The 14,781-nt window shown below is 41.8% G+C and carries 15 protein-coding genes; 3 read left to right on the forward strand and 12 right to left on the reverse strand.

Translation table 11 applies throughout. The features are described from left to right. Positions 1–13 precede the first annotated feature (13 nt). The 3 genes from B4U37_RS20150 to B4U37_RS20160 all read right to left on the reverse strand — a co-directional run bounded on the left by B4U37_RS20150 (position 14) and on the right by B4U37_RS20160 (position 3,387). The gene (locus B4U37_RS20150) at positions 14–1,849 is read right to left on the reverse strand and encodes a polysaccharide biosynthesis protein (RefSeq protein ID WP_088019691.1); all 1,836 of its coding nucleotides are present in this window, start codon (positions 1,847–1,849) and stop codon (positions 14–16) included. 94 nt (positions 1,850–1,943) lie between these two features. Further along, positions 1,944–2,651: a CpsD/CapB family tyrosine-protein kinase gene (locus B4U37_RS20155; protein WP_088019692.1), complete on the reverse strand. Its 708-nt coding sequence runs from the start codon at positions 2,649–2,651 to the stop codon at positions 1,944–1,946. Continuing rightward, positions 2,641–3,387, reverse strand: a complete 747-nt coding sequence (locus B4U37_RS20160) for a YveK family protein (protein WP_088019693.1) — start codon at positions 3,385–3,387, stop codon at positions 2,641–2,643. The genes B4U37_RS20155 and B4U37_RS20160 overlap by 11 nt, the downstream gene beginning before the upstream one ends. Before the next feature lie 288 nt (positions 3,388–3,675). Here B4U37_RS20160 and B4U37_RS20165 point away from each other — a divergent pair, with 288 nt between their 5' ends. Continuing rightward, positions 3,676–4,146, forward strand: a complete 471-nt coding sequence (locus tag B4U37_RS20165) for a hypothetical protein (protein ID WP_088019694.1) — start codon at positions 3,676–3,678, stop codon at positions 4,144–4,146. Between the two features lie 52 nt (positions 4,147–4,198). Here the strand turns inward: B4U37_RS20165 and B4U37_RS20170 are convergent, their stop codons facing one another. From B4U37_RS20170 to spoIIID, 8 genes are all read right to left on the reverse strand, one after another. Further along, on the reverse strand, positions 4,199–4,429 hold the full coding sequence (locus tag B4U37_RS20170) for a hypothetical protein (RefSeq protein WP_010200288.1): 231 nt from the start codon (positions 4,427–4,429) through the stop codon (positions 4,199–4,201). Positions 4,430–4,548: 119 nt separating this feature from the next. Then, positions 4,549–4,980, reverse strand: a complete 432-nt coding sequence (gene fabZ / locus B4U37_RS20175; protein WP_088019695.1) for a 3-hydroxyacyl-ACP dehydratase FabZ — start codon at positions 4,978–4,980, stop codon at positions 4,549–4,551. Between the two features lie 80 nt (positions 4,981–5,060). Continuing rightward, positions 5,061–5,360, reverse strand: a complete 300-nt coding sequence (locus B4U37_RS20180; RefSeq protein ID WP_010200292.1) for a DNA-directed RNA polymerase subunit beta — start codon at positions 5,358–5,360, stop codon at positions 5,061–5,063. A gap of 37 nt (positions 5,361–5,397) precedes the next feature. After that, positions 5,398–6,240: a flagellar hook-basal body protein gene (locus B4U37_RS20185; RefSeq protein ID WP_088019696.1), complete on the reverse strand. Its 843-nt coding sequence runs from the start codon at positions 6,238–6,240 to the stop codon at positions 5,398–5,400. 27 nt (positions 6,241–6,267) lie between these two features. Beyond that, positions 6,268–7,089, reverse strand: a complete 822-nt coding sequence (locus tag B4U37_RS20190; protein ID WP_088019697.1) for a flagellar hook-basal body protein — start codon at positions 7,087–7,089, stop codon at positions 6,268–6,270. A gap of 417 nt (positions 7,090–7,506) precedes the next feature. After that, entirely contained in the window at positions 7,507–9,513 is a 2,007-nt protein-coding gene (locus B4U37_RS20195) for an acyltransferase family protein (RefSeq protein WP_088019698.1), read from the reverse strand. A gap of 295 nt (positions 9,514–9,808) precedes the next feature. Continuing rightward, the gene (mreB, locus tag B4U37_RS20205; protein ID WP_010200303.1) at positions 9,809–10,810 is read right to left on the reverse strand and encodes a rod shape-determining protein; all 1,002 of its coding nucleotides are present in this window, start codon (positions 10,808–10,810) and stop codon (positions 9,809–9,811) included. Positions 10,811–11,216: 406 nt separating this feature from the next. Beyond that, a complete protein-coding gene (gene spoIIID / locus B4U37_RS20210) occupies positions 11,217–11,480 on the reverse strand; it encodes a sporulation transcriptional regulator SpoIIID (RefSeq protein WP_010200304.1) in 264 nt (87 codons plus the stop codon). A 323-nt stretch (positions 11,481–11,803) separates the two neighbouring features. On the opposite strand from spoIIID, the gene B4U37_RS20215 reads away from it, so the two are divergent. Both B4U37_RS20215 and B4U37_RS20220 read left to right on the forward strand, forming a co-directional pair. Beyond that, entirely contained in the window at positions 11,804–12,745 is a 942-nt protein-coding gene (locus B4U37_RS20215; RefSeq protein ID WP_088019700.1) for a DUF4309 domain-containing protein, read from the forward strand. Between the two features lie 76 nt (positions 12,746–12,821). After that, on the forward strand, positions 12,822–13,184 hold the full coding sequence (locus tag B4U37_RS20220; RefSeq protein ID WP_157663862.1) for a BsuPI-related putative proteinase inhibitor: 363 nt from the start codon (positions 12,822–12,824) through the stop codon (positions 13,182–13,184). 372 nt (positions 13,185–13,556) lie between these two features. Here the strand turns inward: B4U37_RS20220 and B4U37_RS20225 are convergent, their stop codons facing one another. Beyond that, entirely contained in the window at positions 13,557–14,654 is a 1,098-nt protein-coding gene (locus B4U37_RS20225) for an acyltransferase family protein (protein ID WP_088019702.1), read from the reverse strand. Between the last annotated feature and the right edge of the window lie 127 nt (positions 14,655–14,781).

The raw sequence follows: 14,781 nt of genomic DNA on the forward strand, positions 1-14,781 counted from the left end.
CGTCATCCCCCTCTTAAACTGAAACTTTTGTTCTATATAAGTGCTTCAACTCTTCTTCTTTATTATTCGCAACGGCTAAAAGATATGCTCTTAATTCCGCTTCACTCATCGTCTCAAAATTCCTCAAGAAGTAACCCAATACCTCTTCATCCTTCAACGGCGCCTTCCCAATATGAATCTTCGGAAACACATCTGCCTTATGAATCTCATTTTCATTCAACAACTCTTCATACATCTTCTCCCCAGGTCGAATCCCAGAATACCTAATCCCAATTTCATCAATTGAATAACCCGACAAGGTGATTAGGTTTTTCGCCAGGTCAACAATTCTAACCGGCTCTCCCATATCCAACACAAATACCTCTCCACCACGTGCCAGGGTACCTGCTTGTATCACAAGCCTAGAAGCTTCCGGTATCGTCATAAAGTACCGCGTCATATCCGGATGCGTCACTGTAACAGGTCCACCAGCCTGAATCTGCTTCTTAAATAGAGGAATAACACTCCCCCTGCTTCCAAGCACATTTCCAAATCGCACAGCAACAAACTTGGTCTTACTTTCCTGCGCAAGCTGCTGGACCACCATTTCCGCAAAACGTTTTGTAGAGCCCATAATGTTCGTAGGATTAACTGCCTTATCCGAAGATACAAGAACAAACGTATTAACCCCGAAAGTATCCGCCGCTTCTGCTACATTCTTCGACCCAAAGATATTATTCTTTACCGCTTCTTCGGGATTTCGCTCCATCAACGGTACATGTTTATGTGCCGCTGCATGGTAGACAACATCTGGCTTGTACTTTTCCATAATGGAGAAGATCTTACTTCTATCTTGTATGTCTGCAATTTCTGTAAAGATGTTAATCGTTGTATCGTATTTTGCACGCAACTCCAATTCAATGGAGTAAATACTGTTTTCCCCGTGACCAAGCAATATCAGGTTTTCAGGAGTAAAGTTAGATATCTGACGACAGATTTCGGACCCAATGGAGCCTCCAGCACCCGTTACAAGTACTGTTTTACCTGTAATAGATTCCGAGATACTTGCCATATCTAGTTTTACTGGATCTCTACCAAGCAGATCTTCCACCTCTACATCACGAAACTCATTGACAGATACTTTTCCTGACATGAGGTCTTCAAGCATCGGAATAATCTTTGTTTTTGCATCAGTTTTGACACATTCTTGATAAATCGTGTTGATCTCTTTTTTTCCAAGTGAAGGGATGGCGATAATGATATTGTCAATTTCCATCTTCATTACAACAGATTCAATATCACTAACTCCACCGTTTACCGGTACACCTAAAATTTGAAGTTTTTGTTTTTTCGGATCGTCGTCGACAAAAGCTACCGGGACTAAATCTGCGTCTCTGTTTTGTAACAGTTGTCGTGCCACCATTGTTCCGCCTGCACCTGCTCCCACAATAAGAGTGCGCTTCTTATGTATGTTCTTTTTATAATAGAAGTCTCTGTATACACGCCAAGAAAAGCGGGATCCACCAATTAGAATCATATGTAACATCCATGTGACGATTAACACACGCAGATATACATGACCATTAACAAGCAGCTGCACAAATCCGGCCACCGTAACAGAATAGGTCACAGCCTTTGTAATTCCCATTAGTTCCCCAATACTCGCATACTCCCAGGCCTTATGGTATAGCTTGTATGTATAAGCAAATAAATGATGCCAGATGATCAACGTTAAGGAGCTAAGAAATAGTGTACCTGAGCTAAGTATATTCGCATCAGGCATAAGCAGCCAAAAGCCCACATAAATAGAAGACAGGACAATTAAAGAATCAACAATGATTAAGAATGATAGTCTCTTTTTGTAAGTCATAGGTGGAATCCCTCCTTTTCTTTGAATTAATTGTAATTATTATAGTAATATAGTCATGGTACAATGCCGAAAAATAGGAGGATGATTCATCCTCTTATTTTCCACCATAATAGTAGTAATACGAACTTTCATTTTGCTTTTTCATGTTTAATACTACACCGAGTAGTTTAGCCTTGGCTGAATTTAGTAGGTCTTTTGCTTTGATAGCACTGTCTTTGTCCGTGGAACCGCTAGCTACCACCAGAATTGTACCGTCACATTGATTTGCAAGAATCTGGGCATCTGTTACCGCAAGTACAGGTGGTGTATCAAAAACCACTAAATCATAGATTCTATATGCTTCTGCAAGTAATTCTTCCATTGCACGAGAGCTTAATAGCTCTGCAGGATTCGGTGGAATTGGACCGCTTGTTAATATATCAAGATATTCAATACGTGTTGGTTGAATCGTATCCAGTAATGCAGACTGCCTGGTAAGCACCGTCGTCAAGCCACGGAAATTCTCCTGCTGGAACGTATAATGCGCTGTTGGTTTGCGAAGGTCAGAATCTACAAACAATACCTTCTTCCCTTGTTGTGCATTAACCACCGCAAGGTTACTTGCTGTCGTTGACTTTCCTTCTGATGGTCCTGAAGAAGTAATCATAATGGAACGTAGTTGTTGATCAACAGACGAGAACTGAATATTTGTACGAATGGTACGATATTGTTCTGAGATTGGAGATTTTGGTAATTTATCAGAAATTAAATGTCTGCTCGCCGTTGCTTTAGCTGTTGACTTTTGCTTTTTTCTAAGACCCAACTGTCTCACCTCTCGTTCTTGCTTTTACTTGGTGTCTTTGCATCGCTTCTCGAATGTCTTTATCTTCAATTATGGTAATGGAACCCAATACAGGCAATTCTAATAGTTTTTCCACATCTTGCTCGTTCTTTACTGTGTTATCAAGGAATTCTAACAAGAATGCTAAGCCCACTCCTGCCATAAGACCTATAACGAATGCAATGGCCATATTAAGTACAGGCTGTGGCTTGATTGGGGATGGATTTTCTCCCACCTGCGCTCCAGAAAGAATGCTAACATTATCGACATTCATGATGTCAATAACTTCTGCTTGGAAGGTTTGTGCCGTCACATTCGCAATAGTAGCAGCCAATACAGGATCAGCATGTTGGACAGTTATATCTAAAACCTGAGAGTTATTCGCACTTCCAACTGTAATCATGCCGTTCAACTGCCCCGCATTAACTTCCCCATCCAAATTCTCACTCACTTTATCCAATATTGCCGGGCTTTTAATAATTACATTATACGTATTAATTAATTGCAGGTTGGTTTGTATATCCGCAGAAGTAAATTGAGCTTGTTCAGATTTCGCCTGATTTACTAGTAGTTGTGTAGAAGATTGATAGATTGGTGTTAACAAGAAAAAGCTCACTACCCCACTGACTGTTGTTGCAAGAACGGTTAAGAGTACGATGAGCCATAGACGTTTTTTTATGGTTTGAAATAGTTCTTTTAGACTAATAGTTTCTTCCATGTCGACCTCCGATAGTTATTGGTAAAGTTTATTTTTCTTACATATTTCTTCATATTATGTCACATAGAAACTATTATAGGTGAGATTTCCTTACTTATCTATATAATAAATGTAATTTCTTTGTAATAAAAGAGAAATTTCAATGAAAACGCTGTAGCGTTCAGAGTAATTTTTGACAAATAAATCGTATTTTGTCGAATAGATAAAGAAGTTTGTCGAACTGCTAATAATTTTTCTCGTGTTGCATATATTTGGTTATAGTTTAAGGACAACATAGGGGAGATTACGATGCGGAAAAATAGAGGAAAACGTGCAATGGTTTTTGTTGTAGGGATAGGAGTGTTTTTAATATTAATTTATATAGTGTCCTCTTTATTCATGGGGGAGGAAAGAAAGGCAAAGCGCGTGGTTGTGGATTATTATAAATATGAAAGTGCACAGGACTATAGCAGATCATGGGAATTACTCCACACTGAAATGAAAGCTAAATTTGGCAGAGGCGCGTTTGCTTCTGACAGAGTACATGTTTTTAATGGGCATTTTGGGGCTGATACTTTTTCTTATGAAGTAAGTAAAGCCAAAGAAATAAAGAATTGGAAGATGGAGAAGGAGGGAGAATCTTTTGGCACTGCTTATGAATTTGAAGTCAGGCAGGATTATCGAGGGAAGTATGGGCATTTCGCGTTTGTACAATTTGTGTATGTGGTGCGTGAGGACGGGGAGTGGCGGATATTGTGGGATTATAAGGAGAGAAATTAAATATGGATTTAAAAAGGGACAGCATGCACTGTCCCCCGCTTTATGAAAGAGATTACTGCTGGTCTTCTTCCTCTTCCATTTCCATATCTTCTTCCATGTTCTCTTCGTCTTGCTCCATATCTTCTTCCATGTTGTTCTCTTCTTCCATTTCAGGATCTGCAGGTTCTTCCATTGGTGGCTCTTCTTCTGGCGGAGGAACATCCTGATTGTTTGCTGCACATCCTGTAATTAGCATCGCTGCTAAAGCAGTACCAGTTAATTTCAATAACCATTTGCTGTTCATATAAACCTTCTCCTTTCGTAAATGGAATTTCAAGACCCTTTTAGCTCATGTTGCTTGGTCCCTTTTTATATTCCCCATTTTTTGAGAAAGCTTGCATGGTTTTTGCAAATTTCTTCAAATTACTGCTTTGGCCCTAATGCAAACATCATTTCCAGTTCACAGACGAGTTGGCCATCAACTGTTGCGATCCCTTTCCCTTTACCGATGCTGCCACGTACTCTTGTCATTTCGACCTCTAGGCGAAGTTGGTCCCCAGGAACTACTTGTTTCTTGAAGCGGCAGTTATCAATGCCTGTGAAGAAAGCAAGGCGTCCTTTGTTTTCTTCTTTTTTCAGCATGGCTACTGCACCCACTTGGGCTAATGCTTCCACTATTAGAACTCCAGGCATTACCGGGAACTCTGGAAAGTGGCCGTTGAAGAACTCTTCGTTTGCTGTCACGTTTTTGATACCTATTGCACGTTGTCCTTCTTCAATTTCGACGATTCTGTCGATTAAAAGGAATGGATATCTATGTGGAATGATTGCCTTTATTTCGTTAATATCAAGCATGGTTTTAAGACCTCCTACTAATAGTTACTTACAATTATATAGGAAGGCATAAAAAATAGGAAGTCCTTTGTCGGACTTCCTTATTCTTTGTTAACCAGATCGAGAATATGTTGCCACGTTTCCTTGTTCAGCACATCCATTGGATTGCCGCCACCAAGGACGCCGTAGCCAAACATGGCACCTGCAACGATTGCTACTACCATTACAATAACTAGGATGATTAGACGTAACCATATAGGTATAAGTCGGATTCTAAACTTATATTTTTTCGGTCGTTCACCTTTTGTTGCACTTACTTCTTCTTGCTGACTTTCTTTATTTTTCTGAGCTTTGCGCAACTCTTCCCTTGATAAGCTCTTTTTGCCTGTTTCTTGCTCCATTGCGCAACCTCTCCTTTTTCTTGGATTTCCTAAACGATTATGATTTCAATCCGTTTACAAGTCCCATCATCTGGTCTGCAAACTGGACAGATTTAGCATTGAATTGATAAGAACGCTGCATTAACGTCATTTCCGTCATTTCTGAAGCAAGATCAACATTGGACTGCTCGAGCATTCCTTGCTGCATACGGATATCTTGACGTGCTCCACCTTGTAAGAATCCTACCACCGATTCTTGATTAGCAACATTTTCTTGAGGAAGTGCATATAGAGAACCTGGTCTTGTCTCAAGCATCTGCGGTCTAATCACTTCTGCAACTCCAAGCTCACGTGCAATGGCTTGTCCATCTGTCATTACGGCAGAAAGGATGCCACTTTCCTGAAGTTTGACTTCTTTCACATTTTCCGGCAGGATGATTGGCTGCTCGTCACTATCGAGCACCGGATGTCCCTCTGATGTAACAAGCATTACTTCGGCATTATTAATCGGCGATAAATAGAATACACCATTTCGTGTAAATTGTGTACTAGTTTGCCCATTTTCCGTGACTTGAACCGTAAAGAACTGATCTTCCTTTGTCAGAGCAAAGTCTAACATACGATCGGTCGCTTTCATAGGTCCTTGCGTTAAGTGAAGTTGTGTTTTACTTAATCCTGACCCTGAGCCAACTCTAATGCCCAGCTCAGATTGACGGGCCGTTTGATTATCATATTGCGCTAATGGCTGGTTATTTGATTGTTGGGCAAGCAACTCTTGAAAGGAAGCACTTCTTTGCTTATATCCGACTGTATCTACATTCGCCACATTGTGTGAGATTAAATCCAGTTGTTTTTGTAACTGATTCATTGTATTAGTAGCATTCAGCATGATTCTGTTCATTTATTTTCTCCCTCCGTTAAGGGCTTTTTAGTTAATGCGGCCAATTTCATTTGCTGCTTTTTGCATGCTCATATCATACGCTTGAATTACCTTCTGATTGGCTTCAAATGCTCTGTAGGCGGCTGTCATATCACTCATTGCTTGGGCAGTGTCCACATTTGAGCGTTCAATATGACCTTGAGAAATGGAATAGTTCACTCCAGGCTCTCCTACTGCATTTTGAAGAAGAGGAACGTTTTCTGCGGTTCGGTACAGCCCATTCCCTTCTCTCACCAACTCATCTGGGTTATTGGCAAGCGCAATTCCAAGTCGAGTATTTCGAATATCGCCTTCCAGGATTGTGCCGTCTTGTTGAACAAACATAGAGCGTGATCTTATCTGAATTCGGTTTTCATTTTCATCTAGCACATAAAGACCGCTGTTGGTCGTTAAATAACCTTCAGAATCAATGGAGAAGTTCCCGTTTCTTGTATATCGCGGTGTGCCATCCACCTGCTCCACTGTGAAATAAACCGATGCATTCTCAGGAAGGTTTTGATTTAGGATTGCAAGATCTGTATCATTTCCAGTCGGACGTAAATCCCCCTGTGTATGCTTAGGCTTTGTTTCTTGTAGGTACACACCTGTACTAAGTCGTACCGGATCATTCGGATTTGACATAGGACTAAATGTATTCGTACCGCTTGCTTGCTCCATTCGTTGTAAGAGCATATCAGGAAAAGATCTTAATGATCCTTGGTCCGCTTTATAACCAGGCGTATTTGCATTAGACAGATTGTTCGACATCATTTCCATGCGACGTTGCTGAGAAATCATCCCCGCTGTTGCAGTATAGAATCCACGTAACACTCGACTTCACCTCAAATTTTATAACGTACAGATTTTTCTAATATCTATTATAGTACAAATAAGAGTTTGTCGATATATGTAATTTTATGATTATTGGATTTTTTTAGGAATATCTTATAAACAGCAAGAAAAAAAGCCCGTTTCCATTACTGGTAGGGGCTTAATTCCTGCATTTCATTCAGTTTTTGTCTATGATAGTTGCGTTTATTAATTAAATTCTTTCGTATTGTTTCATCCAAACAATCGTCAATTAATATTTCATGATAACTCACTCTGTAAGAATGCCATTGCCTTAAAATTCTTTGGTACATGTTCAGATGCACCTCCACGGTTTTGTGATGTATTCTTTCTATACCCTTCGTGGAGGATTTCTAACATGAGTGGGTAGAATTCAGGGTAGACTGGGTAGACTCTAAATTATTTATTCAACACAGCGAAGAGTTCCTTTTTCAGGATGGGAGCCATCGTCTTAGCATATGTTGCTGTAATGTGGTGTTTATCTCTATAGACCAGTACATTTCCTTTAACCGGTTTGCAATAGTCCTCATCACACAAGTAATCCGTCAAATCCACATAGTTTACATTAGCTGGTACGGACTCTAATTTACTGAACGGACTCTCAGAAGGCAGTGCCTTTTCCCTCTCTTGCGCACATTCTAAGGAATCCTCTCCCTTTTCCTCCACACAAGACGGCACATTGAATTCAAACCAAGCATTGTCTCTTAGTGCGAAGACAGGAATGTTTGCTTCATTAAGAGTTACCCACTGCTGAACAAATCCTTCCGGCACCTCCGCCTTACGACCAACATCAGCCGTCGTAAATACTAAATCCGGTTTAGTTGATACAAGTGTCTGAATCAATTCCTTGTTCCACTCATAACAAGATTCCGATGTACTTGCATTCACTTCTTCACCAGTAAAACGACAAGCACTTTTCGTGTAATTGATGACCTTAATCTTCTCTTCTTGGGCAAATTCCTCCAGTGCAGGCAGCCATTGTGCTGAATGAGATCCACCAACAAGAGCAACTGTATATTCAGGGTTATCTGTTTCTCCATATTCACAGGCTATTACTTCCGAGTTCTCTAATGACTGATGACACTCGTCCTCATAGACCTTTGGAAGATCGTTCTGTGCCTGCAGTGGTGTTGGCAAGACAGGGACATCCTCCACGACATTATTGGAAAACGCCTCAAGAGCACCTGGGTATTCTTCATTCTCAACAAGGTTGGCAAGTTCCGCTTCTGCCTTATTAATTTGATTCGCCCAAAGTGACGCAGTCAGCACAACCGGCACCATGCAAGCAATAACTACCGACCCGCGCTTCCACTTCGGGCTTTCTTTTTTCATGGAACGAATTGGTTTTTCAATTAGGTTGGTTGTAATGTATGACAAGGTTATTGATGCAAAGATAATGATTAATCCATCTAGCAATGGAACTGTCTCTTTGCCTGAAATAATGAAATAAAAGACCAAGATTGGCCAGTGCCATAGGTAAAGGGCATAAGAAAGGTTGCCGAGTTTTGCTAATGGCTTTAGGCTTAGGAATCTGTGGACTCCAAAGGTACCTCCGTTGTTGCCGGCCAAGATGATGAAGATGGCAGCAACGGTCGGCCAAAGTGCGGCGTACCCTGGGAACACGGTAGATACTTGTAGGATGATTCCACACATAACGATTGCGACTAACCCAATCCAGCCGATGATAAAGCTGACGGACTTACGCAAAACAACCTGTGAACCAAGTACTGCGACTATACCTCCAAGTGCAAACTCCCATACACGTGTGAATGTGTGGAAGTAGGCAAATGCTTGGTTGATGGATGTTAGATAGATGGAATATGTTAGGGACGCAGTGAAAACAGTAAGTAATACTGTGATAAGTGTCGCTTTAAATTTCCAATTGAATAGTTTGCGCATGAGTAGTGCCAGTCCGAATACAACAGTTGGCCAGAGCAAATAGAATTGCCCTTGAATGGACATCGCCCAGAAATGGTGGACCGGGCTTGCTTCGTTGTTTTGCGCCAAATAATCAACTGCGTTAAAGGCCAGCTGCCAGTTTTGATAATAGAAAGCAGATGCAAAGATTTCCTGGAGCGTCTGTGCCCATTGAACTTGTGGCAGCCAGAGCATGCTTGCTACTATTACGACAAGCAGCACAAAGAAGGCTGCTGGAAACAGTCGCTTTGCAAGGCCTAAGATGAAGTCTAGGATGTCTATTTTACCCTCGCGTTGGACTCTTCCTAGTAGTGAAGTGGTGATAAGGAACCCAGAGACGACGAAGAAGACGTCTACTCCTCCTGAGACGTTGCCAAGCCATATATGGTAGATCGCGACTAGGAGGGCTGCAATTGCGCGGAGCCCTTCTAGTTCGGTGCGAAATCGTTTGTTGGTTGGTGTTAGTAATTGGTGGTTGGTGGATGGCATGGTGGTGCTCCTTTTTATGTAACGGATTGTTGTTGACCGGTTATATATCTTGGTTGGTTGTATTGTCATGGAATATGATAACGGAGATTTTTGGGGGTGTAAACTGGTAAGTACATTGATGTTTGTTTGGAACTTGGAAGAGCGTGAAAGGGTCAGTCCCCCGCAAGGAGGATTTAATGGAGGAGGAAATGTTTTGAGGGGGACAGACCCTTTAGTTTCTTCTTATATTATTTATTATTGTATAGAGAAAAGGAGCTGCCCTGGTGGGTGCTCCTTTGGTGTGTTTGTTTTGTAATTAGGCGAAGCTTTTGGATGGCAGGCGGTCGATGTGGTCGAGCATGATGCCTGTTCCGATTGCTACGCAGTCCATTGGTTGTTCTGCTACTAGTACTGGGACTTTTAGTTCTTCTGCTAGTAGTTGGTCCATTCCGTGCAGGAGTGCTCCTCCGCCTGTCAGGATGACGCCGCGGTCGATAATGTCTGCGGATAGTTCAGGTGGTGTGCGTTCTAGGACGCTTTTTGCCGCTTGAACGATTACTTGGACGGATTCGCGTAGTGCTTCTTCGATTTCAGTGGATGTGACAGTAATCGTTTGCGGAAGTCCGCTTACCATGTCGCGTCCGCGAATGTCGATGGATTCGTTGCGGCCGCCTGGGAATACGGTTGCAATTTCAATCTTGATGTTTTCCGCTGTGCGCTCACCGATTAGAAGCTTGTATTTCTTTTTGATGTGTTGAAGGATTTCTGCGTCGAACTTGTCCCCGGCCATTTTAATGGAAGAAGCAGTTACGATGTCGCCCATGGAAAGGACTGCAACGTCTGTTGTTCCGCCACCGATGTCGACTACCATGTTACCACTAGGTTGGAAGATGTCCATGCCCGCTCCGATTGCTGCTACTTTTGGCTCTTCTTCTAAGTAAATTTTCTTGCCGCCGCTCTTTTCTGCCGCTTCTCTGATTGCTTTTTGCTCAACAGACGTGATGTTTGTCGGGCAGCAAATCAGGATGCGCGGTTTAGAAAGGAAGCCTTTTACGTTTAGTTTTTTGATGAAGTGTTTGAGCATTGCTTCTGTTACTTCGAAGTCTGCGATAACACCGTCTTTTAGCGGACGCATTGCGACGATGTTTCCAGGTGTACGACCTACCATCTTACGGGCTTCTTCTCCTACTGCCAATACTTTGCCTGTGTTCGTGTCAAGTGCTACTACAGAAGGCTCGTTCAGTACGATCCCTTTTCCTTTTACGTGGATGAGTACGTTCGCCGTACCCAGGTCAATTCCGATATCTCTTGCAAACATCTTTCTGTTTTCCTCCTTGCGTCATTGCTTTATTTGTGACTTTTATCTGAATGTTCTTTGATTGTTTAGTTGCCATTGCTAATTTTGAACACTATCTTTAGTCCTAATTGTATATTCTATCACATTTTACTAAATAAAGGGTGAATTTAACAGTAGTTTGGTGTCATTTTTTTGAGTATTTTGTCGAAAGAATTTGCTTGAGGATCAATTAGAGCTTTCAGAAATACGAAATTTTAAAAGTTCGTGCCGAAATGGGGGAAGTTCGTGCGGATATGCACCGAGTTCGTGCGAAAACACGACGAGTTCGTGCCAAAAGGGCCCTAGTTGATGCCAAAACCGTTTCCATCCATTATTTTTACAAAAACCAAAAATACCAGAGCATCTCCTTCGCCCTGGTATCTCCTGTTTATTTTACGGCTTCCTCTTCCTTCTTGTACTTCATCTTGGTTGCTTCGCCGCCCCGTAAATGCCTGATGGATTTATGGTAATCAAGGATTGTTTTGACTTCGTTTGCTAAGTCTGGGTTGATCTCTGGCAGTCGTTCGGTCAAGTCCTTGTGGACAGTACTTTTGGAAACGCCAAATTCTTTCGCTATCACGCGAACTGTCTTCTTTGTCTCCACGATATACTTTCCAATCTTGATAGTTCTCTCTTTGATGTAATCGTGCACACCACTCGCCCTCCCTAAATTGTGGATGTTGAGAAGTGTGAAATGAGACCCGCTTATTTCGATGTAACGAAGTGCATATTTTTATAGTTGTATATGAAACATAAGTAGGATGGCTGGTGTAATTCTTCGAGACAATCTACGATCCCTCACCTCAAACACTCTCTTTGTATGTTTGGTTTGTATCAGTTTATTAGCTTGGTTGGTTGTTTATGCCAACAATGTCAAGAGGGACAAGGCTTTTGTTTGATTTTTTTGAAAATAACACGCCATAAAGCAATAAATGATATAATTTCCTCTGTTGTAAATTTTTAAGGGGTTATACTTTGAAACATATTACGTTGTCGCTATTGGTACTCGTGCTGTTAATGAGTGCGTGCGGCGCTGTTGAAGTAGAAAAAGAGGCTGGTAAGTTAGATAACCAAACGGTAACTGATACAGAATCAGTTGAGGCAGGAGAGGTTACGGACCAGGAAGATGCCGTGGAAGAAAAGAAAACTGATGCGGATGCAGAACCGGTTGAAGAGGAATCTGTTGATACTGAACTTGCGAATCCTTCAATGGAATGGGCTGGGAAATGGGCGATAGATGCTCCAGCAGGCGTATATGGACAATTGTCTATTTATGATGAAACAGATGAAGGTTTTTATTTTAATATCAATGTATCCACGACACATGTTGCTTCCTTGGAGGAAGTATATGCAATTAAGGATGGAAATGTTGCGCGTTCTGCTGAAGATGAGTACGGTTGTATACTGCAATTACATAGAGAAGGAAACCGCATTGAAACCGAACAAACTTCTGGTTGCTCAGCATGGCATGGTGCTGCCATTAGCTTTGAATCAAACTTTGTGATTACTGAAAAATTAACGATTGGAACAGACTTTTCTGAACTGGTTAAGCAAGGGAAACTCAGCCAGAACACTTATGCATTGGGGACCGACTACGGAACAATTGTTCAGGAGGTCGGTGAAGCAAACAAAGTTTATATGAACGCTGGAGCAAGTATGAGAATGCACGATTCACTCACTTATGGAATTGATGCGATTTCCGAAAGCGGACCTGTTTTAGCTTTAGTTGCCAGTAATACAGATCCACTGACACCTGATGAAATTAAAAGCATTATGGGTGAGCCAGAATCCGAAGAAATCAGCGAGTTTGATGGCTTTTACATCCTCTACTACTCTATTGATGACACTTACAAACTGGTCTTCCGTATGGATGCGGAAACGAAACAACTGTTAAGTGTTTCCCTCGGTAACCTTTGAGTTCAATCTTTTAATCTATAAATAAATCATCATTAAAGGTATAGCATTCATTCTGTCGAATATTTTATATAAGTATTTGTATAGGATTGGAGTGTTGTTGATGAGTTTAGAAGCCAAGTTGACCTATTCAGAAAGTGGCCCGGATTCGGTCATGTTGCATTTTGTCGTAGAAAATACGGGTGGGTCCAGTGAGAAAGTTACCTTCCGTAGCGGGCAGCGATATGATTATATCTTGTATCGAGATGGTGCTCGGGTTGAACAGTTTTCAGAAGGCAAAATGTTCACGATGATTTATGAGGAGATTATGGTGGGGGCCGGGCAAGAATTGAGTTTTGATATCCCGTTGAAGAATTTGCAGTCTGGCCATCATAAGGTGATGGTGTGGCTGGCGGATTCCGATTGGCCGGGAGTTAGGGACCGGTTGGAATTTGATATCTGAGTTTTGTGGGACCCGTTCTATGAGGACGGGTTTTTTATTTTGTTTAAGTCTTTTTTGAAACTGTTTCGTCTTAATAGGTGAGGTGATAAGGGCTGGCGGAGGAATTTGAGTTGGTCGAGGAGATCATCCGGGGCAGTGAGGCGGCGATGAAAGTGCTGACGCGCCGGTATTAGACTTTTTGACTTATTTAAGACGGTAGATTTGTTTGGAATCCCCGTGCTTTTCTCATTGGTGGAGGTAGGTGTGATGGTAGTTGTTTCGGGTGTTGCTGTTGGGGTTGGTTTGCGGTATATGAAGGGGAAGGAATTGTCGATATAGATAGGTTTATGGATTAGGGGGCGGTCCTTTTTGGAACGTCCCCCTTTTTTTATTTCATGAGATTTTTTTTGCTGGTACTGCTAGATGATGGTGCATTTTATTGCGGTTCAACAGGGAGTTCAATCGTTTGTTTAATGGTTTCTCAACAAATTGGTAAGCCAGTAGCCCGCCAATCGTGGTCAGCAGAAGGATTACTATCATGGTGAGGTCCCAACCGATGACCTCTTGTATTTTTACGTTTTCAATTAAAAGGATGATAAATAGCATGAGAAACAAGCTGTGTGTTAAGAAAATTGAGAATGATGCTTTTCCGATATAGTCGAGTAGTTTATTGACTCTAGTTTTTTGGTAGAGGTCAATGGATGCTAAGCCGGCCACAAGAAAGCATGAGCTGATGCCGTATAGAAGTGGACGAATAGTTCCTTGTTCTATATTTAGGAACCGAATGGTGTTGTTGGTCCAGAGAAACAGGAACCCCGCGATTCCTATGACGGTCAGGGCTCCTCCTATTAGGCTGTTTACTTTGACGCGTGAAGTTGATAGGAAAAATGCCACGAACGCACCGAGCCATATGGTCAGATTGCTGACATTCAGCAGGGTGGCAGCCAGCATATTTTCTGGAAAGAAGTCGATGAAGTAACTCGTGATGATAACTGTAAGATAAATTGCGATGGCCAGCCTGCCTATAGTTGGCCTGAACAATAGCAAGGTGAACATAAAATAGAAGAAAAAAATGTGAGTCAAGGACCATGCGACTGTCAGTATCGGATCATCTGATAGGAGAAACATGGATTTAATCACATATGAAATACTGAGTTGTTCGCCAAAGTATGGAAAGATGAGCAGAACGGAAAGTACTCCAAAGGTTGTGAGCCAATAATACGGGATTATCCGTGTAATGCGTTTTTGGAGAAAGATGCCAGCTTGTCCGGACTCCCCTATTTTGTGCTTGTATAAATAAGCAATCATGAACCCACTAATGACAAAAAACATGTCCACCCCGCCTGTTCTCCCCCATTCGCCCATGCCGAACCAGTCCTGGGCATATCTTTTGTAAAGAAGTCCGTTGAGATGACCTAACATGACGAAAAGGATGGCGACTGCGCGAAGTAGCTGGATAAGGTGGAGTTGTTGGGTTTTTGCCTTTGGCATGGGATTTGTGGCTCCTTTTAAGTTCAGGTTGCGAACCTCTTTTGTTCTTTATAGAGAACATTATAGCATGTTGATGGGAGCTTGGGAATTAATTTGATTTTTGTGTGAGGTTAAATTTCTTTAAAAT

Origin of the sequence: Sutcliffiella horikoshii (assembly GCF_002157855.1) — a bacterium.
Lineage (GTDB): Bacteria > Bacillota > Bacilli > Bacillales > Bacillaceae_I > Sutcliffiella_A > Sutcliffiella_A horikoshii_C.